The 20,105-nt window shown below is 70.6% G+C and carries 17 protein-coding genes; 5 read left to right on the forward strand and 12 right to left on the reverse strand.

Features of this window, described 5'->3' with window-relative positions; all coding sequences use genetic code 11:
- Positions 1-138: 138 nt before the first annotated feature.
- Positions 139-1,062, reverse strand: coding sequence for a PAC2 family protein (locus tag QQX02_RS01170; protein ID WP_301140694.1), 924 nt, complete (start codon positions 1,060-1,062; stop codon positions 139-141).
- Positions 1,063-1,270: 208 nt separating this feature from the next.
- On the opposite strand from QQX02_RS01170, the gene QQX02_RS01175 reads away from it, so the two are divergent.
- Positions 1,271-3,481: a HelD family protein gene (locus QQX02_RS01175; protein ID WP_301140696.1), complete on the forward strand. Its 2,211-nt coding sequence runs from the start codon at positions 1,271-1,273 to the stop codon at positions 3,479-3,481.
- Positions 3,482-3,592: 111 nt separating this feature from the next.
- Here the strand turns inward: QQX02_RS01175 and QQX02_RS01180 are convergent, their stop codons facing one another.
- Entirely contained in the window at positions 3,593-4,390 is a 798-nt protein-coding gene (locus QQX02_RS01180) for a matrixin family metalloprotease (protein WP_301140697.1), read from the reverse strand.
- Positions 4,391-4,490: 100 nt separating this feature from the next.
- Between QQX02_RS01180 and serA the strand changes: the two genes are divergently transcribed.
- Positions 4,491-5,687: a phosphoglycerate dehydrogenase gene (gene serA / locus QQX02_RS01185; RefSeq protein ID WP_301140698.1), complete on the forward strand. Its 1,197-nt coding sequence runs from the start codon at positions 4,491-4,493 to the stop codon at positions 5,685-5,687.
- A gap of 71 nt (positions 5,688-5,758) precedes the next feature.
- A complete protein-coding gene (locus QQX02_RS01190) occupies positions 5,759-7,948 on the forward strand; it encodes a DEAD/DEAH box helicase (RefSeq protein ID WP_301140699.1) in 2,190 nt (729 codons plus the stop codon).
- A gap of 155 nt (positions 7,949-8,103) precedes the next feature.
- Here QQX02_RS01190 and nrdR read toward each other — a convergent pair whose 3' ends face one another.
- Positions 8,104-8,562 (reverse strand): transcriptional regulator NrdR, encoded by a 459-nt coding sequence (gene nrdR / locus QQX02_RS01195; protein ID WP_301140700.1) that lies wholly within the window; start codon positions 8,560-8,562, stop codon positions 8,104-8,106.
- A gap of 79 nt (positions 8,563-8,641) precedes the next feature.
- Positions 8,642-9,040, reverse strand: coding sequence for a LysM peptidoglycan-binding domain-containing protein (locus QQX02_RS01200; RefSeq protein WP_301140701.1), 399 nt, complete (start codon positions 9,038-9,040; stop codon positions 8,642-8,644).
- 183 nt (positions 9,041-9,223) lie between these two features.
- Between QQX02_RS01200 and lexA the strand changes: the two genes are divergently transcribed.
- Entirely contained in the window at positions 9,224-9,937 is a 714-nt protein-coding gene (lexA, locus tag QQX02_RS01205; protein ID WP_301140702.1) for a transcriptional repressor LexA, read from the forward strand.
- A gap of 45 nt (positions 9,938-9,982) precedes the next feature.
- Here lexA and QQX02_RS01210 read toward each other — a convergent pair whose 3' ends face one another.
- The 3 genes from QQX02_RS01210 to hflX all read right to left on the reverse strand — a co-directional run bounded on the left by QQX02_RS01210 (position 9,983) and on the right by hflX (position 13,840).
- On the reverse strand, positions 9,983-10,213 hold the full coding sequence (locus tag QQX02_RS01210) for a hypothetical protein (protein ID WP_301140703.1): 231 nt from the start codon (positions 10,211-10,213) through the stop codon (positions 9,983-9,985).
- A 77-nt stretch (positions 10,214-10,290) separates the two neighbouring features.
- Entirely contained in the window at positions 10,291-12,336 is a 2,046-nt protein-coding gene (locus QQX02_RS01215) for an ATP-dependent DNA helicase (RefSeq protein WP_301140704.1), read from the reverse strand.
- 10 nt (positions 12,337-12,346) lie between these two features.
- Complete coding sequence (gene hflX / locus QQX02_RS01220; protein ID WP_301140705.1) at positions 12,347-13,840, reverse strand: GTPase HflX; 1,494 nt, start codon at positions 13,838-13,840, stop codon at positions 12,347-12,349.
- Positions 13,841-13,901: 61 nt separating this feature from the next.
- On the opposite strand from hflX, the gene QQX02_RS01225 reads away from it, so the two are divergent.
- Positions 13,902-14,528: a class I SAM-dependent methyltransferase gene (locus tag QQX02_RS01225; protein WP_301140706.1), complete on the forward strand. Its 627-nt coding sequence runs from the start codon at positions 13,902-13,904 to the stop codon at positions 14,526-14,528.
- 34 nt (positions 14,529-14,562) lie between these two features.
- On the opposite strand, the gene QQX02_RS01230 is transcribed toward QQX02_RS01225, so the two are convergent.
- The 5 genes from QQX02_RS01230 to rny are packed head-to-tail and all read right to left on the reverse strand — an operon-like array spanning position 14,563 to position 20,089.
- Positions 14,563-15,144, reverse strand: coding sequence for a YdeI/OmpD-associated family protein (locus QQX02_RS01230; RefSeq protein ID WP_301140708.1), 582 nt, complete (start codon positions 15,142-15,144; stop codon positions 14,563-14,565).
- Between the two features lie 31 nt (positions 15,145-15,175).
- The gene (gene dapF / locus QQX02_RS01235) at positions 15,176-16,090 is read right to left on the reverse strand and encodes a diaminopimelate epimerase (RefSeq protein ID WP_301140709.1); all 915 of its coding nucleotides are present in this window, start codon (positions 16,088-16,090) and stop codon (positions 15,176-15,178) included.
- 21 nt (positions 16,091-16,111) lie between these two features.
- Positions 16,112-17,086 carry a tRNA (adenosine(37)-N6)-dimethylallyltransferase MiaA gene (gene miaA, locus QQX02_RS01240; protein WP_301140711.1) on the reverse strand — a complete coding sequence of 325 codons (975 nt, stop codon included), beginning with the start codon at positions 17,084-17,086 and terminating at the stop codon, positions 16,112-16,114.
- 7 nt (positions 17,087-17,093) lie between these two features.
- Positions 17,094-18,626, reverse strand: coding sequence for a tRNA (N6-isopentenyl adenosine(37)-C2)-methylthiotransferase MiaB (gene miaB, locus QQX02_RS01245; protein ID WP_301140712.1), 1,533 nt, complete (start codon positions 18,624-18,626; stop codon positions 17,094-17,096).
- Between the two features lie 2 nt (positions 18,627-18,628).
- Positions 18,629-20,089 carry a ribonuclease Y gene (gene rny / locus QQX02_RS01250; protein WP_301140714.1) on the reverse strand — a complete coding sequence of 487 codons (1,461 nt, stop codon included), beginning with the start codon at positions 20,087-20,089 and terminating at the stop codon, positions 18,629-18,631.
- Positions 20,090-20,105: the final 16 nt, after the last annotated feature.

A 20,105-nucleotide genomic window follows, 5' to 3' on the forward strand; every position in this document is an offset into this window, starting at 1 on the left:
ATTTCCTATCTGTACTGCCCGGGTGACGGGAAGCTAGGACACTGTGTCCGAGCTCGTCGCCGCAATGTCTCGCCCCGGGTCTGAACAGACCGGTTCTTGCACACTACGTTCTTGCAACCACCACTAGCATGACACGGATTACGTCCCAGAGGGAGGGTCTTGGCGGTGTTGTGCGAGAAATTTCTCGAATTCGGCCCCGATTTCCTCTGCTGAGGGCAGCGGACCGTCCAGTGGGATGCCGCTCTCGCGCTGTTCGAGGTACGCGTCGTACTGCTCCTCGAGCTGCGACACAAGCGCCTGCACCTCTTCGGACTCGGCGGTCTGGCGCGTGATCTCCTCGGCCGCGCGGGCGGCTCCCTCATCCAGGGCTGACGATTCGAGGGCGAGTCCCGAGATGCCCTCGATCTCCTCGATCGCCTTCTGGGCGGCCTGGGGGAACGCGGACTGCGACAGATAGTGAGGCACGTGCACCGCGACGTTGATCGCGGACAGCCCCCACTGGCCGAACCGGTACTCCATGAGGTTCTGCGCGCTTGCGGGCACGGTCACCGTGCCGAAGACGCTCGGTGTGCCCGGCAGCAGGTCCTGGCGGGTGCCGTGGATGGTCGCGGTGAGGGGCCTGGTGTGCGGCACGGCCATCGGAATGCCGTGGGTGCCGAGCGTGAGCTCGATTCCCATGCGATCCACGATCTCGCGCACGGCACGGATGTAGTGCTCCCACCGGATGTCCGGCTCGAAGCCGTGCAGGAGCAGGAACGGACGGCCCTCCGCGTCGTGGACCAGATCCACGTCGAGGTGAGGCTCGTCGTACTCGGTCCACTGGTTGAGCGAGAACGTCATCTCTGGGCGGCGCGACCGGTAGTCCAGCAGCTGATCGATGTCGAAGCTCGCGACCCGCACCGGTTCGGACTCGGCGAGGATGTGCTGAGCGACGAGCGCCCCGGCGCGTCCGGCGTCGATGAAGCCGCGCAGCGAGTGCACGAGCACCGCACCCTCTTTGGGCGCGGTGGTGGCCCAGGCGTCGACGCCTTCCGGGTTCCAGCTGACGAGTGGGGTATCCATGATGTCCTCATTCTTTCATGCGAGTGCCGTGCCGCCCCGCCGCGAGTGCCCCATCACGCTGAGCGCGAAACCGCGCCATGCGGTCGATGCGCGGGCGGCCTTGGTCCCGGACGGTGCCCCGCACCTCGTGGTAGCCAGCACCGGCGGCGACGGGGATAATGGATAACTGCCTCGGCCAGGGAACACCGAGACAGCGAGAGGTATGCCGATGCACGACGACCGCACCCTTGCCGCAGAACGCCGCGGACTGGAGGCTGAGCAGCACGTGGTGGACGCGCTCTACGCGCGGCTCGACGATGTGCGGGACGAGGCCGGCCGACGGCTCGCAGGCATCCGTCGCGAGGGGCCGTCGGGCTCCCCCCAGAACCGCTCGGAGCGGGACGCGTTCGCGACCCTGTACGAGGACCGCATCATGCAGCTCGACGCCGTCGAGGACCGCCTGTGCTTCGGGCGCCTGGACATGAGCGATGGGGAGCGCTTCTACGTGGGGCGCATCGGGCTCTCCGACGCCGACCACGCACCGCTCCTCACGGACTGGCGGGCTCCCGCGGCGCAAGCGTTCTACGCCGCGACCGCTGCGAACCCCGGCGGCGTCATCAACCGCCGCCACCTCACCACCCGCGGTCGCACGGTCGTGGCGGTCGAGGACGACGTGCTCGACGTCGAGCGCCTGCACGAGGCCGGACTCGACGAGGGGCTCGCCGGCGAGGGCGCGCTGCTGGCCGCTCTCGGCGCGCGCCGCACCGGCCGCATGGGCGACATCGTCGCGACCATTCAGACCGAGCAGGATGAGGTCATCCGCGCTCCACTCACCGGCGCGCTGGTCGTTCAGGGCGGGCCGGGCACGGGCAAGACCGCGGTCGCCCTGCACCGCGCGGCGTTCCTGATGTACCACCACCGCGAGCAGCTCGAGCGGCGAGGGGTGCTGATGATCGGCCCGTCGCGCCAGTTCCTGCGCTACATCGACCACGTCCTTCCGTCGCTGGGCGAGACCGGCGCCGTGTCGACGACGCTCGCCGGACTGGTGCGCGAGGCGACGATCACCGGCGTCGAGTCGGACGAGGTCGCCGCCCTCAAGGGACGCACCGAGATGGCCACCGTCGTGAAGAATGCGGTTCGCGAGCGCCAGCGGGTGCCGCAGGCCGACCAGGAGGTGCGGATCGACGGGCGCACCGTGGTGATCCGGCGCTCCGACGTCAAGGAGGCCCAGTCGCGCGCGAGGCGCGAGGGCAGGCCTCACAACGATGCGCGTGCCGCGTTCGCGAAGGACATGATCTCGCGGCTCACGAACCAGCTCATGGAGCAGCTCGAGTCCCACCTCGACGCCGACGACCGCATCGAGCTCGAGCGGGACGTGCGCGACTCGAAGCCCATCCGCGTCATGCTCAACCTGTGCTGGCTGCCCGTGTCCCCCGCGCAGCTGCTGCGCGACCTATTCTCCAAGCCTCACCTGCTGGACTACGCCGCGCGCTCGTTCGACCAGGCCGAGAGAGACCTGCTGCTGCGGCCCGCATCGGCGCCGTTCACGGAGGCGGACATCCCCCTGCTCGACGAGGCCGCCGAACTGCTCGGCGACATGCCCGGCGACGCCCCCCGAGCCGCCAGCTCCGAGGCCAGCGAAGAGGAGCTCGACTACGCGCGGTCCGTCCTCGACACGTTCGGCGGCGACGGCATGGTGAGCGCCGAATCGCTCGCCGCGCGCATGAAGGGCAGCGAAACGCGGATGTCCGTGGCCGAGCGCGCCATGCGGGACCGCACCTGGACCTACGGGCACGTGGTGGTCGACGAGGCCCAAGAGCTCTCCCCGATGGCATGGCGCATGCTGCTGCGCCGGTGCCCCACGCGCTCCTTCACGATCGTGGGCGACGTGGCGCAGGTGGCCTCGGCCGCCGGCACCCGCTGGTGGCCGGAGACGATGGACCCGCTGTTCGGCGACTCCTGGCAGATGCGCGAGCTCACCATCTCGTATCGCATCCCCGCTGCAGTGGCCGAGGTCGCTCAGGCCTTCGCGACGGCCGCGCGCCTGCCCGTGAGCGAACTGCGCGCGGCGCGAGAGCTGGACGATGCCGTCGCCACCACGGCGGTCGACGGCGTCGATGCGCTGATGAGCACCGCGGCACGTGTGGCGGCTCAGCACGCGAGCGAGATGGCGGATGGCGAGGGCGGTCTCGTCGCCGTGATCGTCCCCGACACGATGGCGGCCAGCGCACGCGCGGCCGTCGCGGCGTCAGCGGTCGACGGAGCCGATGTGGAGGTCCATACGGCGCGAGAGACGAAGGGACTCGAGTTCGACGTCGCCGTCGTGGTCGAGCCTGCCGCGATCGCTGCGCGTCCCGGCGACCTCTACGTGGCGCTCACGCGTCCCACCCGACGCCTCGAGATTGTGCATGCGGAGGCGCTGCCCGCAGGCCTGGCCTGACCGCCTGCTCGACACGCGCATCGGCCGTGGTCCGAACGTCGCCGGTGCGGCGCGATCCGTCTCCTGGCGGGGGTGCCCTGGTGGCAGAGCCTCTCTACTGGCAGGGCCGCTCTACTGGCACGGCCCCGCGCCTGCGATCGCCAATCCGGCCCTGTCACCTGGACCCCAGGTGATGAGCATGCTGTTCTCGTCGTTCATGAGCTCCGTGGGGTCGTCGACGTGCGCGAGTCCGATGACATGGGCGAGCTCGTGCATGATCACCGCCGTGGCGAGCGCCGTGCCCCGGCGCGACTCCATCAGCTCTGTCACGTCCTCGGTGTCGAGCACCACCACGCCGGCCGCCAGGAAGCGCTGGTCGCCGAACGCCCCGTTCACGGAGCTCGAGCCGCCGAGCCCTGTCACGGAGCCCGCAAGCTCGGCCGTCTGCTCCTCGGTGGACCAGCCGACGATGACCGGCGCGAACCCCTCGCCATACCGCTCCTGGAACAGCGGGCGATCGAACCCTGCGACCTCGTCCGTCTCCCCCACGTACTCGAAGACCAGCCCCGTGTGCCGAGCCACGTCCGCGAAGGCGTCGTGCACCAGCTCCTCGGCGCCCGTCGGCATGCCGGCGGGGTTGTGGGTCCATTCCACGGCCCGACAAGGGTCATAGCGCGTGGGTCCCTGGGCCGTCTCCTCGAACATGAACGCATGGCTGCCGTCCGTGGTGACAGGAAGGCTCGAGGCCCGACGTTCCGAGGGGCCGTCCGGAATCGGGATGCGGATCTGCTCGCCCTCCACGACCAGCACGTTGCGCGGCTTGCCGAGGTGCTGCCACTCCGACAGGTCGAAGCCGGTGGCGTAGGCGGTCCCCACGACCGCGACCGCGCCGACCCCGAGGATGACGGCCAGCCGGCCGAGAGTTCTCATGTCCCCAGACTGCCACGGAGCCCGACTCCGGGGACCCTCGTCGGGCCCACCGGGACTGTGGAGTTGGTAACACCCCCGCGAGTGCGAGATACTTCGGCACGTGCGCGCACTTCTCTTGGAAAACCTCCACCCCCAGGCCACTGCCATCCTCGAAGCCTCCGACGTCGCTGTGGAGAACCACGGCGGCGCGATGGACGAGGACGAACTGATCGAGGCCCTCGACGGCGTCGAGCTTCTCGGCATCCGCTCGAAGACCCAGCTCACCGAGCGGGTGATCGCGGCGTCCCCGTCGCTGTGCGCCGTCGGAGCGTTCTCGATCGGCACCAACCAGATCGACCTCGCCGCGGCCGCGCGTCGCGGCATCGCGGCGTTCAACGCGCCGTTCTCGAACACGCGGTCCGTGGTCGAGATGGCGATCGCCGAGATGGTCTCGCTCACCCGCCGCCTGCCGGTGCACAACCGGCTGATGCACGAGGGGGTGTGGAACAAGAGCGCCGACGGCGCACACGAGATCCGCACTCGCACGCTCGGCATCGTCGGCTACGGCAACATCGGCTCGCAGCTGTCCGTCGTCGCCGAGGCGCTGGGCATGAATGTGATCTTCTTCGACAGCGCAGAGAAGCTGGCGCTGGGCAACGCGACGCGCATGCCCACCCTCGAGTCGCTGCTCCAGGCGGCGGACATCGTCACGCTTCACGTGGACGGCCGCGCCGGGAACCAGGGCTTCTTCGGCCGGGCCCAGTTCGAGGCGATGAAGCCCGGAGCGCTGTTCCTGAACCTGTCCCGCGGCTTCATCGTCGACGTCGAGGCGCTCCGCGAGGGCCTCGAATCTGGTGCCATCGGCGGCGCCGCGATCGACGTGTTCCCCGAGGAGCCCAAGAAGAAGGGCGACCCGTTCGTGTCGCCCCTCCAGAACGTTCCCAACGTCATCCTCACGCCCCACATCGGCGGCTCGACGGAAGAGGCGCAGCGGGACATCGGCATCTTCGTGTCGACCCGCCTGCGGGACTATGTCGAGACGGGGTCCACCTCCTTGAGCGTCAACCTGCCGAACCTGCAGTTGGAGTTCCCCCAGGGCGCCCACCGGATCGCGCACCTGCACGACAACATCCCCGGTGTGCTCGCTGCGGTCAACCGCGAGCTCGCCGAGCACGACGTCAACATCGAGGGCCAGCTGCTCGCGACGCGGGGGGACCTGGGCTACGTGGTCACCGACGTCGCGTCCGGATTGACGGACGATGCGGTCGCTGCGCTGGGCGCGATGCCCGGCACGGTGCGCCTGCGGGTGCTCTCATAGCCGCCGGCGCCGTCCCATTCCGCGACCTCGGGCTTCCCGAGGCCCTGGTCGCCGCGCTCGAGAGCGCGGGCATGGAGACTGCCTTCCCCATCCAGTCGGCGACGATCGCCGATGCGCTCGCCGGACGCGACGTTCTCGGTCGCGCCCGCACGGGCTCGGGCAAGACGCTTGGCTTTGGCCTGCCCGCCATCGCACTGCTCGCTCAGACCGGCCGGCCGACGCCGCATCGGCCGCGTGCCGTGGTGCTGGTCCCCACGCGTGAGCTGGCGATGCAGGTCAACGACGCTCTCGAGCCCTTCGCCCACTCCATGCACGTGTCGCTGCGACTCATCGCCGGCGGGCTGTCGATGTCGAAGCAGATCCGCTCCCTCGAGCGCGGCGTGCACCTGGTCATCGCGACCCCCGGGCGGCTCGCGGACCTCGTGCGCCGCGGCGAGGCCGACCTGTCGGAGACGCGCATCGTCGTGCTCGACGAGGCCGACCACATGGCCCAGATGGGCTTCATGGACGAGATCGAGGAGATCCTCGAGCGCGTTCCCGGCGGCGCCCAGCGACTGCTGTTCTCCGCGACGCTCGACGGCGACGTCGACAAGCTCGTCGCGACCTCCATGACCGACCCCGCGCGCCACGACGTCACCGGTGGAGACGACGGCCCCTCGACGATGAATCACGTCGTGCTGCATGTCCCGCCGCACGCGAAGTATCAGTTCGCCACTCGTATCGCCGCGCGGAAGGGCCGCACGATCGTGTTCGTGCGCTCCAAGCTCGGATGCGACCGGATCGCGGCCCAGATGCGCGAGGCGGGAGTGCTCGCCGTCGCGCTCCACGGGGACAAGTCTCAGAACGAGCGCAACGCGGCCATCACGGGCTTCCGCGCGGGCACCATTCCTGTGCTCGTGGCGACCGACGTCGCCGCTCGAGGCATCCACGTCGACCACGTCGACCTGGTGATGCAGATGGATCCGCCTGCGGACCACAAGGACTACACCCACCGCGCGGGACGCACGGCGCGTGCCGGCGAGGACGGCCTGGTCGTCACCCTCGCACTCCCCCATCAGCGACGCACGGTCGAAGGTCTGATGGACCGCGCCGGGATCGACGCGACGGTGACCGTGCTGCGCCAGCCCGACGAGGCCGCGTTCACCACGCTGTCCGGGCTGACAGGCGCCAAGGAACCCTCAGGGGAGCCCGTGGCGGAGCCGTACATGGGCGGCGCCGGACGACGCACGCGCGACTCGGGTCGCCCGGATCGTGGGAATCGGTCCGCACGCCCCTCGCGAGGCGACCGCGGCCGCCGGCCGGTGCACGGTCGCGCTGCGGAGGTCGCACCGACCCCGCAGCACGAGCACGCCAAGGCCCGGAACGAGCTCGAACGTCGCGAACGCGAACTGCAGGCGCGTGAACGTGAGATCGCGTTGCGCGAGCAGCGCCTCGGCGATCAGGGTGCACCGGCCGCTGAGCCACGCACGACGAACGCGCGCGACGACCGCACACCCCGCAGCCGTGAGGGCTGGGCCACCAAGTCGCCCAGCGGGCGCGACGCGTGGAAGCGCAAGCCGGGCGGCAAGCGCGACCGCAGGGATGACGAACGCCCGGGCCGCGCGCGCGACGAGCGGAACGCGACCGGACGGCGCGACGAACGTCCCTCCACCGGCTGGATCGATGAGCGTCCCGGCCGTGGACGCGGCGAGCGCCCTGGACGCGGACGCGATGAGCGTCCCACCAGTGGTCCGCGTGACGCGCGTTCCACGCGTGGGCGCGGTGAACGGCCCACCACCGGCTGGCGTGACGAGCGTCCCTCCAGCGACCGCCGCACCGACCGCACCGACCGCACCGACCGCCCGGGCGGTGACAGCCGTGGCACACCGTCACGCGGGCGAGAGCGCGACGCGCGTCAGGATCGTGGCGAGCGCAGCGAGTGGAGCGGCGCCCGCCGCAGCGGTCCCCGAGACCGCGGCGACGACCGTGGCGAGCGCACACCCGACACGCGGGGCCGTGGCCCTCAGCGTCGCAGCCCCGGGCCCGCGGACGCACGCGCCGTACGGCGTGGAGCGGAAGACGGCAAGCAGCCTCACCGTTCCGATCGCGATGATCGCACCGATGGCTCCTGGGACTCCGGTTCCACCCGACCCGAGCGCAGCGACCGGCCCAAGCGCCCCTCGACCGGCGCCAAGAAGGCCGGCAAGGGCGACAAGAAGAAGGGCAAGGGTGCACCTGCGGCGGGACGCCGCGGCAAGCCCCGGCCCAAGAAGAAGAACTAGCCCGCACTCGAACTAGCCGGCACTCGAGCTAGCCGGCACTCACCGGCCCCACCCGGTCGCGTGGCGCAGGGCGCCGCCGTGCGCCGGTCGCGCGTGGACGCCGCCACACGACAGCAGGCGACAGCGGAGGTCCCTGCGGAGAGCGAGCCGCGCGCTCAGGAGTCGGAGGCGTCCTCGGCACGCAGACGCGCAATGGCACTCTCGAAGTCGTCCAGGCTGTCGAATCCCTGGTACACGCTTGCGAACCGCAGGTAGGCGATCTCGTCGAGCTCGCGCAAGGGCGGCAGAATCGCGAGCCCGATGTCGGTCGCGTCGATCTCGGCCTGGCCAGAGGCGCGGATGGCCTCTTCCACCTTGTGCGCGAGATGCGCGAGGTCGTCGTCGCTCACGGGCCTGCCCTGGCACGCCTTGCGCACGCCGTTGACGACCTTCTCCCGGCTGAACGGTTCCGCAACCCCACTGCGCTTGAGCACCGTGAGGCTCGCAATCTCGAGAGTCGAGAAGCGCTTGCCGCAGTTGGGGCACTCGCGCCGTCGCCGAATCGACGAACCATCATCTGAGGTGCGGGAGTCGACCACTCGCGAGTCGGGGTGGCGGCAGAACGGGCAGTGCATGGCACTACTCTCCCACGAACACCCCACCACCGGTTTGCCTCAGGCGTGACGGCGCCTCGCGGTCAGCGGGGCCTGACGGTCAGCGCTCCAGAGCGGGGATGTGGATCTGCTCGCCGGCACGCAGCGACGAGTCGTCCATGGCGTTGAGCGTCTGGAGCTGAGAAACGGTGTCGCGGACGTCCTCGCCCGGGCCCGTGATCGCGGAGGCGATGGACCACAGGCTCTCGCCCTGGGCCACGGTGTAGGTGTCGAAGGCGATGGCGTCGGTCGACTCGGAGCCGGCGAATGCGCGAGGCGCCAACAGCGCGATCAGGGCCAGGACGACAAGCACGAGCATGACGCGACGTGCACGCCCGGCGGTGGTGGGCAGCGGACGGACGCTCACGACCCGCCGCACCTTCACGGAGGTGTCACGTGGCACCCGGACAACTCCTGGTGCCCGGACCACTCCTGGCGCCGTCATCGCGTATGCAGTCATGTCACCCTCCATTCGAACATGTGTTCGTCGAACACTTGTTCTATTAGTAGCACTCGGCCGTCTGTCACGCAAGACACGCTCGAACATATGTTTGATTTCGATGCGTCCGTGCCCTAGCGTCATGAGTGTCACTTCATCACCGAGGTCTGACATCGACACGGGCCCGGCCCGCGAGGAGGAGTCATGGACGAGCGCACCAGCGAGGGCGGCGCCACCATCCACCAGTTCCCGGGCGGCGCGTCCGGCGGGCTCACCGACCGGCAGCGCCGCATCCTCGAGACCATCAAGGAGTCGGTCGAGTCGCGTGGCTACCCACCGTCGATGCGCGAGATCGGCGAATCCGTGGGGCTGACGTCGACGTCCTCGGTGAAGCACCAGCTCTCGGCTCTCGAGACCAAGGGCTTCCTCCGCCGCGATCCTCACCGCCCGCGCGCCATCGAGGTGGTGCTTCCCGACTCCAGCCCGGCAGATTCGACCGTCACCCTGCCGGCCGGCCTTCCAGCAGAGGCGCCGCAGGATGACACGATCTCGATGGTTCCGCTGGTGGGACGCATCGCCGCAGGTGGCCCGGTGCTGGCGGACCAGTCAGTGGAGGATGTGTTCGCGCTGCCCAAGCAGCTCACGGGCGACGGCGAGCTGTTCATGCTCAACGTCGTGGGCGACTCGATGATCGACGCCGCCATCTGCGACGGGGACTGGGTGGTCGTGCGCCGCCAGCAGACCGCCGACAACGGCGACATCGTGGCGGCACTTCTCGACGACGAGGCCACCGTCAAGACCTTCCGTCGGAGGGACGGTCAGGTCTGGCTCATGCCGCACAACCCGAACTACACGCCGATCGACGGCACGCACGCCCGCATCATGGGCAAGGTCGTGTCGGTGATGCGCCGCATCTAGCGCTGCCGGTCGGCGCACTCCCCCGGCGCATCGGCCCACGCCGCCCTACTGCTGGCTGCGCCAGCCGTCCTGCCAATGGAAGCCGCCCTTGATGGCGCGGCGCATCGCGCTCATGGAATTGGCAATGGTCGTCTGGTAGACCCTGGACTGCTCCGATTCGGCCTCGTCCGCCATGCGGCGCGAGCCCGCCTCGAAGTGCGCGAGGTACTCCGCGAAGCGCTCGCGCTCGGCCTCCTGGCCGCGAACGAACTCCTCAGACGGGGTCGTATCGGTCATCGTGGGTCCACCTCCGGTGCGTGCAGTCTGCGACCCCAGCGTACGGCCCCGAAGGGTCTGCGGCGGCGCGACTGGCGCTAGACGCCGCGCTCGCGCGCCGCCGTGTCGAGACGCCGCAGCGCCTCGAGCACGGTGTCTCGATCGGTGGTGCCCCACAGCGGTGGCATCGATCGCGCGAGATACCCGCCGTAGCGTGCGGTGGCCAGCCTGGAGTCGAGCACCGCCACCACACCGCGGTCCTCCGACGAGCGGATGAGCCGCCCCGCTCCCTGAGCCAGCAGCAGCGCGGCATGGGTCGCGGACACCGCCATGAAGCCGTTGCCGCCGCGCTGTGCCACGGCCTCGGTGCGCGCCTGAGAGATGGGCTCGTCCGGCCGAGGGAACGGAATGCGGTCGATCACCACGAGCGATGCCGTCTCGCCGGGGGCGTCGATGCCCTGCCACAGCGATGTCGAACCGAACAGGCACGCGCGCGGGTCCTCGCGGAAGCGTTCGACGAGGGTGGGCAGCTGATCATCGAGCTGGTACATGATCGGCACGTCGAGCCGGACACGCATCGCCTCCGCGGCGGCCTGGCCTGCGCGGTGCGAGGAGAACAGCCCGAGCGTGCGCCCGCCCGCCGCCTCGATGAGAGCCGCGAGCTCGTCGAGCGCCTCCTCCGAGATCCCTCCCGGCCCCGGCCGCGGCAGGTGCGACGCCACGTACAGAATGCCCTGGCGCCCGTAGTCGAAGGGGCTGCCGGCGTCCATCGAGATCGGGTCGTCGACGCCGAGGTGACGTGCCATCGCGTCGAAGTTGCCCCCCAGCGCGAGCGTCGCGGAGGTGAACACGGAGGCCTTGTCCGCGATCAGCTTCTCGCGGATCAGCCCGGCCACGTCCAGAGGCGCCGCCACGATGCGCACGGCCTGGCGAGAGTCATAGTCGCCGTCGGGCGGCGCGAGCCACACCACATAGCGACCGTGCTCGCCGAGCAGCTCCTCGCACACGTCGAAGACCTCCGTGAGAGCGGCGGTGGCCATCTTGGCGGTGGCCGATGCGCTTCCTCCCGAACGCGCGCCGTCGGCGGTGTCCTTGGTGGTCTTCTGCACCTGGGTCAGTGCCGCTCGAGCCGCGCCCCGGAGGAGGTCCACCGCCTCGGCGAGGTCCTCTGGCAGCCCCAGTCGCAGTCGGCCCGGCTCGCAGTCCCCCAGTGCGCCGTCCAGCGCCCTGGCGGCCCGGTCGAGGTCCTCGGAGGCCACCCCGCAGCGGCGCGCGGCCCTGCCCGCACGGTCCACGCGCTGGAGCGTGAGCTCGTGGGTCGCCGCCGATGTGATGCGGCCCACGAGCTCATGGGCCTCGTCCACGATGAGCGCGTGATGGTCGCCGAGCATGTCGTGGCTGGCGGCCTGCACGCCGAGCACCGCGTGATTCGTGACGACGATGGGGGCGCGCGCGGCGTGGTCGCGCACCGTCTGCGAGAAGCACTCGCTCAGCATCGGGCACTTGGACTCGAGGCACTCCCGGCCGCTCACGCTCACCTGCGCCCATGCCCGATGCGACACTCCAGGCACGAGGTCGTCCCGGTCACCGGTCTCGGTCTCGTCCGCCCAGGCGTGCAGGCGCGCGACCTCCTTCCCGAGGTCGCTCGTCGGTCCGGTCGGGACGGGCAGCATGTCGTCGTCGGGCTCGCCGTATCCGCCGGCCATCTTGTGGACGCACAGGTAGTTGCTGCGCCCCTTGAACAGCGCCACCTCCGGACGCGACCCGAGCTCCGGCTCAAGGGCGTCGAGCACCAGCGGGAGATCCTTGGTGAACACCTGCCGCTGCAGAGCGAGCGTCGCGGTGGAGACCACGATGCGCTTCTTGGACCGCACGGCCTCAGCGACCGCTGGCACCAGGTAGGCGAGCGACTTTCCCGTGCCCGTACCCGCCTGGATCAGCGCGTGCTCACCGTGTCCGAGCGCACGCTCGACGGCGGCTGCCATCGCCGTCTGCCCCTCGCGCTCGACTCCCCCCAGCGCGGCGACCGCCCTGCCGAGCAGGCGGGTCGCCTCGGTGGGCGCGGCGGTGCCTGCTTCGATGGTCTCGCGGTCGGTGGCGGCCGACACCTCGGTCGCTGCCTCGGGCGTCCTCGCCGCGGTCACGCGACGAGGATCATGCGGCCGGGGCGGCTGCCTGGAGCCGGGCCGCGAGGGAATCGTCGACCATCGCGATCAGCCGCGTGCCTTCTGGCTCGTGCGACTCCTCGATGACCTCGCCGTGCAGGTGCGCCTCATGGATCAGGTCTCCGCGGGTGTACGGCACCACGATGTCGATCCTCACTTCGGGTCGGGGCAGCTCGCGGGCGATCAGATCCAGCAGCTCCGACATCCCCGCGCCTGTGAGCGCCGAGACCTCGATGGTGATCTCCGGGCGTGCGCGCAGGCGCATCAGCGTCTCCGGCTCGGCGATGTCCGCCTTGTTGAGCACCAGCACTTCCTTGACGGTGTCGGCGCCGGGCACGTCGGACAGGACGGCGCGCACGGCGCTCACCTGGCCCTCGGGATCGGGGTGCGACGCGTCGACCACGTGCAGCATCAGGTCCGCGTGCGCGACCTCCTCGAGCGTCGACGAGAACGCCGCGACCAACTGGTGCGGCAGATCGCGGACGAACCCCACGGTGTCGGAGACGGTGTACTCGCGGCCATCGGGGGTCTGCGACCTGCGCACCGTCGGGTCGAGCGTCGCGAACAGCGCGTTCTCGACCAGCGCGCCGGCGCCGGTGATGCGATTGAGCAGTGAGGACTTGCCCGCGTTGGTGTAGCCGACGATCGCCACGTTGGGAAGCGCAAGCCTGCGGTCCCTCCGGACGTTGCGGGCAGGCTCCATCGCCTTGATCTCGCGGCGCAGCTGCGCCATGCGAGTGTGAATGCGGCGGCGGTCCAGCTCGATCTTGGTCTCGCCAGGGCCGCGGGAGCCCATGCCTGCGGCGGCGCCACCCACCTGTCCACCGGCCTGCCGCGACATCGAGTCACCCCAGCCGCGCAGGCGCGGAAGCAGGTACTCGAGCTGGGCCAGCTCGACCTGCGCCTTGCCCTCCTTGGACTTGGCGTGCTGGGCGAAGATGTCCAGGATGAGCGCGGTGCGGTCGATGACCTTCACCTTGACCACGTCTTCGAGCGCGCGACGCTGGCTGGGCGCCAGGTCGTCGTTGACGACCACGGTGTCGGCGCCGAGCGCGGCGACGATCTCCTTGACCTCGATGGCCTTGCCCTTGCCGATGTAGGTGGCCGGGTCCGGGTTGGGGCGGCGCTGCAGCACGCCGTCGAGCACCTCCGAGCCAGCCGTCTCGGCGAGTGCCGCCAGCTCGCGCAGGCTGACCTCGGCATCGGCCGCCGTGCCGTGAGACCACTGACCCACGAGGACGACCCTCTCGAGCCGCAGCTGGCGGTACTCGACCTCGGTGACGTCCTCGAGCTCGGTCGACAGGTTGCCCACCCGCCGGAGCGCCGCGCGTTCCTCACGATCGAGCTGGTCGCCGTCGTAGTCGGTGCGCGCCGTGCCGCCCTTGCCGAGGACGGTGCTGGCGCGTGCAAGGACCCGCTCGATCACCGCATCGGCGCGGGAGGGAGTGGGCTCGGAGGGCTGGTTCTCGTCAAGGTCGCTCATGCTGAGTCCATTGTCTCACCGGCCGCCGACAGGCACCACCAGCGACGGTACGCTCGCATGCGTGAGCGAGGACCACTACTTCACCGCAGAGCCCGCCTCTGCCGACGAACGCCGTGAGCGGACCGTCCATCTGGCCGGCCGCGACGTCGTCGTCGAGACCGCATCGGGCATCTTCTCCCCCGGCCACATCGATGCCGGCACCCAGGTGCTGCTGCGTCACCTGCCCCCCGCTCCGGCGGGAGAGGTACTCGACCTGGGATGCGGGTGGGGGCCGCTGGCACTCACAGCCGCCCTGGAGACGCCCGATGCGCGGGTCACGGCCCTCGACGTCAATCGGCGCGCGCTCGACCTGGTGACGCGCAACGCCGCTCGCCTTGGCGTGGCGGACCGCGTGCGCGCCGTCGGGCCGAGCGACGTCCCGGCGGACGCGACCTTCGCGGCGATCTGGTCGAACCCGCCGATCCGCATCGGCAAGGCCGCGCTTCATGACCTGCTCGCCATGTGGCTCCCCCGCCTCGCGCCCGGTGGGGAGGCGTGGCTCGTGGTGCAGCGCAACCTCGGGTCCGACTCGTTGGCCCGCTGGATTGCTGACCAGCGCGACGATGCGGGCTCGCCCTGGGGCCAGATCGAGAAGGTCGCGAGCGCCAAGGGGTTCCGGGTGCTGCGTCTGACGCGCCCTCCCGAGTGAGCGCCCTGCAGAGCGGCCGCCCCGCCACGCGCGACTAGGGGTACCCGCGCTCTCCCCTGCTCGCCGCATCGGCGATGCGCGTCACGCGATCCGCGCGCGTCTGCGGGCGCTTGGCCAGCACGAGCTGCGCGAGCATGAACTTGCGCGCCGACGGAGGGAATCCGTCCCAGTGCTCTGCCGCGCCGTCGCGGGCCTCCAGGGCGGCGCGGAGGTCCTCCGGCACCACCAGGTCCTCGACGTCGTCCAGGAGCGTCCACGAGCCGTCCGCCTTCGCGGCGGCGATGACCGCGGCGCCCGCAGGTGTGATCCGGCCCTCCGCCTCCAGTTCCGCGATGCGCACCTTGTTGGTGCGAGCCCAGCCCGAGCCGCGCTTGCGCGGGGAGCAGTACTGCAGCGTGCGGTCGGCGTCCAGCTTGCGGGCGGTCGCGTCGATCCAGCCGAAGCAGAGCAACTCCCGCACCAGCTGGTCATATGTGAGCCCCGTGCGCCCGGAGGCCTGTCGCCACAGCACCACCCAGACGCCGTCCGCCGTCGCATGGTGCGCCGCCAGCCAGTCGCGCCACTCCGCGGCGTCCTCCGGGTGGATCCGGGGCCTGCCGTCCGGGTCGGCCTCCACGGGGTGCATCGTCAGGGACCGGGGCGCTGCGTCATACGGTGGGCGCGGTCGCAGGGACGCCGGAGACGTCGACCTCGCCATCGGCGACGAGCAGGGCTGGCCCCTCGAGCACCGTGCGCGTCCCCACGATCCGCACGGTGACCATGCCGCCGGGCACCTCGACGTCCCAGATGTCGGGCGCACCGTCGCCGGCCCAGGAGCGGACCGCCACGGCCACCGCGCACGCGCCGGTGCCGCACGAGCGGGTCTCGCCCGACCCGCGCTCGTGCACGCGCATGCGCACGCGGCCACGTTCGATGCCGTCTCGCACCTCGCCGCCGCGAGTCACGACGAACTCGACGTTGGAACCCGCGGGCGGCGTGGGGGTGACGCGCGGCGCCTCCGTGAGGTCGAGCGCCTCGAGCTCTGACGTCGAGGCGAGCGCGACCACATGGTGAGGGTTGCCGACGTCCACCGACAGCGCCGGGCGCGCCGGCACGAGGCCGCGCGCCTCCACCTCGGCGTCGAAGCCGCCACCGGAGTCACCGAGGCGGAACTCCCCCATGCCCACGGCGTAGCGGCCGCCACCCAGAGAGCTGAGGGTGCGGGTGCCGCCCCTGGTGGCGATCGTGAGGCCGCCCGCCAGGTCGACGCCCGCGTCCCTCTCGAGGAGTGCGGCGAAGACGCGCGCGCCGTTGCCGCACATCTCCGACGTCGAGCCGTCCGCGTTCCAGTAGTCCATGAACCAGGTGCGCGCGTCGAGGCCCGCACCCGCAGGCACGGACCCGGCGCGTACGGCGCGGATCACTCCGTCGGCGCCGATGCCGGCACGCCTGTCGCACAGGTAGCGCACCAGCGCGGGCGTCAGGTCGATCTCACCGTGCTCGTCGAACAGCAGCACGAAGTCGTTCTCGGTGCCATGCCCTTTGGTGAAGCGCAGCCCTGGGGTGACATGCAGTCTGACCATGCGCCCAGGCTACCCGTGCCTTCAGACGTCGAGCAGTGCCAGGACGTCGTCGGCGGCACGGCTCACATCCGCCGCATCGACCGGCGCCGCCACCCACCGGACGCGGGGGTCAGGGCGGAACCACTTGCGCTGACGGCGAGCCAGCCGCCGCGTATGCACCTTGATGAGGTCCCGTGCCTGATCCGCGTCGAGTTCGCCATCGAGGTATCGCAGCGTCTCCGCGTATCCCACGGCACGCCGCGCCGTGACCCCGTCGCGCAGGCCTCGGTCGGCCAGGGTGCGCACCTCATCGACCAGCCCCGACTCCCACATGTGGTCGACGCGCTCGTCGATGCGTGGGTCCAGCACGTCATAGCCGAGGTCGAGCCCGATCTGCACCGCCGGGATCTCGTACTGGTGGGTCGGCAGCGTCGCCGAGAACGGCTGGCCCGTCAGCTCGATCACCTCGAGCGCGCGCACGATGCGCTTGGCGTTCTGGGCGGGGATGCGCGCGGCCGCAACCGGGTCGGCGGCCGCGAGCTCGCGGTGCAGCATGCCCGGACCTTCGGTGTCAGCGCGCGCCTCGAGACGTGCCCGCACCGAAGGGTCGGTGGGCGGGAACTCGAACGTGTCCAGCAGCGCACGGACGTACAGCCCCGAGCCGCCGGTCACGATGGCACGACGACCGCGCGCGTGGATCGCGTCGATGTCGGCGCGCGCGGCGCTCTGGAACCCAGCGACCGATGCGTCCTCCTGGACGTCGAGGGTGTCCAGCTGATGGTGCGGCACCCCCTTCCGCTCGGCGAGCGTGAGCTTGGCCGTGCCGATGTCCATCCCTCGGTAGAACTGCATCGCATCGGCATTGACGATCTCGCCGTCGAGCCGCTCGGCGAGCGCGAGCGACACGGCGGACTTCCCGGTCGCCGTGGAGCCGACCAGGGTGATGGCCGCGGGCGCGTCCGAGCGCACCGCATCGTCCGTCCATGCGGCCGATGCGGGGGTGCGGTGACCTGTCACCGGCGCCTCAGGTCCGGGACGGGCGCAGCGACGGGATGCCGAGCCCCACGGGCCCTGCGGGCGCACTGGCACCCGTGCCGCATGAGGATCCGCATCCCCCGGCGCCGTGGTCGTGCCCGTCGCCGTTGGCGGCGTCCCACGCGTCGCCCGCGCGGGTGCGACGCACGGTGTACGTGCCGCCCTCCAGCGCACTGTCCGCGATCAGGTGGTGGGGGGCCGCGTGCGTCACCTCGACGGTCACCATGTCGCCGGGGCGCGGGATGTCGTCCCCTGCCACCTCAGGCACGGCGAAGTGCACCAGGCGGCTGTCGGGCGCCCGGCCGCTGAGCCGCGCCGAGGCGTCGTCCTTGCGCCCGGCGCCGTCGAGGACCATGAGCTCCACGGTGCGACCCACCAGGCCCTGGTTCTCCGCGAGCGAGACGCGTTCCTGCAAGGCCTTGAGCCGGCCGAAACGCTCGGTGATCACCGCCTTGGGGAGCTCAGGCAGCTCGAAGGCGGGCGTGCCGGGGCGCGGCGAGTACTGGAAGGTGAAGGCGCTCGAGAAGCGTGACTGCTCGACCACGCGCAAGGTGTCCTCGAAGTCCTCGTCGGTCTCACCCGGGAAGCCCACGATGATGTCGGTGGTGATCGCCGCATCGGGCATCACTGCGCGAACCTTGTCGAGGATCCCCAGGAACTTCGCCGATCGGTAGGAGCGTCGCATCGCACGCAGCACCGCGTCGGAGCCGGACTGCAACGGCATGTGCAGGCTCGGCATGACGTTCGGCGTCTCCGCCATCGCCTCGATGACGTCGTCCGTGAAGGCCGCCGGGTGAGGCGAGGTGAATCTCACCCTCTCGAGGCCGTCGATCTCCCCGCAGGCGCGCAGCAGCTTCGCGAAGGCGCCTCGGTCACCGAACTCGATGCCGTACGAGTTGACGTTCTGGCCGAGCAGGGTGATCTCCACCACGCCCTGCGAGACCAACGCCTGGATCTCGGCGAGCACCTCGCCTGGGCGGCGGTCGCGCTCCTTGCCGCGCAGGCTCGGCACGATGCAGAACGTGCAGGTGTTGTTGCACCCCACGGAGATCGACACCCATGCGGACGCGACAGAATCGCGACGGCTCGGCAGCGTGGACGGGAACACCTGCAGAGACTCTTCGATCTCGACCTGCGCCTCGGCGTTGTGGCGAGCGCGGTCGAGGAGCGCCGGCAGCACGTCGAGGTTGTGGGTGCCGAAGACGACGTCCACCCACGGGGCCTTCTCGACGATGGTGCCGCGGTCCTTCTGCGCCAGACAGCCGCCCACGGCGATCTGCATGCCGGGGCGCGCGGACTTGGCGTGGGCGAGCTGCCCGAGGTTGCCGTACAGCTTGTTCGCGGCGTTCTCGCGCACCGCGCACGTGTTGATCACGACCACGTCGGCGATGTCAGAGCCCTGCGGAGCGGCGGTGTAGCCAGCCTTCTCGAGGAGTCCGGCCATGTGCTCGGAGTCGTGAATGTTCATCTGGCACCCGAGGGTCCGGACGACGTACGTGGGGGCGAGCGTGGTCTCTGACATTCCTACCCTGCGACGGCGTCCGCTCGGAGTTCGCGGATCACGGTCACCTTGATCTCTCCAGCGAAGCTGAAGTCGCGGCTGATGTGCTGAGCAATTGTACGCGCCAGCTCATGCGTGCCCTCGTCATCGACCGTCTCGGGCTCGACGACCACACGCACCTCACGCCCGGCCGCCATCGCCAGCACCTTCACGACGCCTTCGTGCTCGGCGACCAGTCGCTCGAGGCCCTCCATGCGCTCGAGGTACCCGTCGACATCCTCCCGCCTCGCACCGGGGCGCGAGGCGGACACGGCGTCAGCCACCTGCACGATCACACCTTCCAGGGTGGTCTGCGGCACCTCGTCGTGGTGGGCGGCGATCGCGTTGACGACCGTGGGAGGCTCGCCGTGCTCGGCGGCGAGAGCCGCTCCGATCGCGGCGTGAGTGCCTTCCCGCTCATGGGTGAAGGCCTTGCCGATGTCGTGCAGGAACGCAGCATGTCGCGCGAGCTCCACATCCGCGCCGAGCGACGTCGCGATGTCGGCCGCGATCTGCGCTGACTCGACGAGATGTGCCAGCACATTCTGTCCGTAGGAGCTGCGGAGGCGCAGTCGCCCGAGGACGGACACCATCTCGTGCGGGATGCCACGCACGCCGGCGGCGTCGATCGCGTCGAGACCAGCGTCGAGATGACGCTGCTCGGTGTCCGCCACCGCTCGGGCATAGGCCGCCTCGACGCGTTGCGGCTGGATGCGACCGTCCTCGATGAGGTCGCGCAGCGTCACCTCGGCGATCTCACGTCGTTCGACGTCGAACGACGACAGCTGAACGGCGTTCACGCCCTCCTCGACCATCACGTTGACGCCGGTCAGGGACTCGAAGGCGCGAATGTTGCGTCCCTCACGGCCGATGATCCGGCCCTTCATCTCTTCGCTCGGCAGGTCGATCCAGGTCGTGGAGGTCTCCGAGGCGACGCGCGCCGCCTGGCGCTGCATCGACGAGACGAGGATCTCGCGCGCGCGCTGGTCCGCGGTCTCCTTGGTGGCTCGTTCGAGACGCCTGAGCTCGCCGCTTGCGGCGTCGCGCGCCTTCCTGACCTGCTGAGCCATGAGCTCTGCGCGCGCCTCTTCCGGGGTGAGGCCGCCGATCTCGGCGAGGCGCCTCTCGCGCAGCAGGTCGATCTCGCCGCGTTCGGCATGAAGTCGCTTCTCATCCCGGGCGATGACCGCCGCCCGCTCGTCGAGCGAGCGCGCATACATCTGTGCGGTGCGGTGGTCGGCCGAGAACTCCTTCTCGCGCTGCGCCACCCGCTCCTCGCGGCGCTGGGCCTCGCTCAGGAGGTCGCGTGCCTCTTCGCGGGTCGCCTGAGTCTCATCGCTCGTCGAGCGCCGGATCTCCGCGGCCTCGCGTCGGGCGAAGTGCACCACGAGCACGGATGCGAGGAGCAGCAGGAGGGTCGCCACAGTGGCGATGATCTGGGCCACGTGCCCTCCTTTCTGA

It is taken from the genome of Demequina muriae, from assembly GCF_030418295.1.
Lineage (GTDB): Bacteria > Actinomycetota > Actinomycetes > Actinomycetales > Demequinaceae > Demequina > Demequina muriae.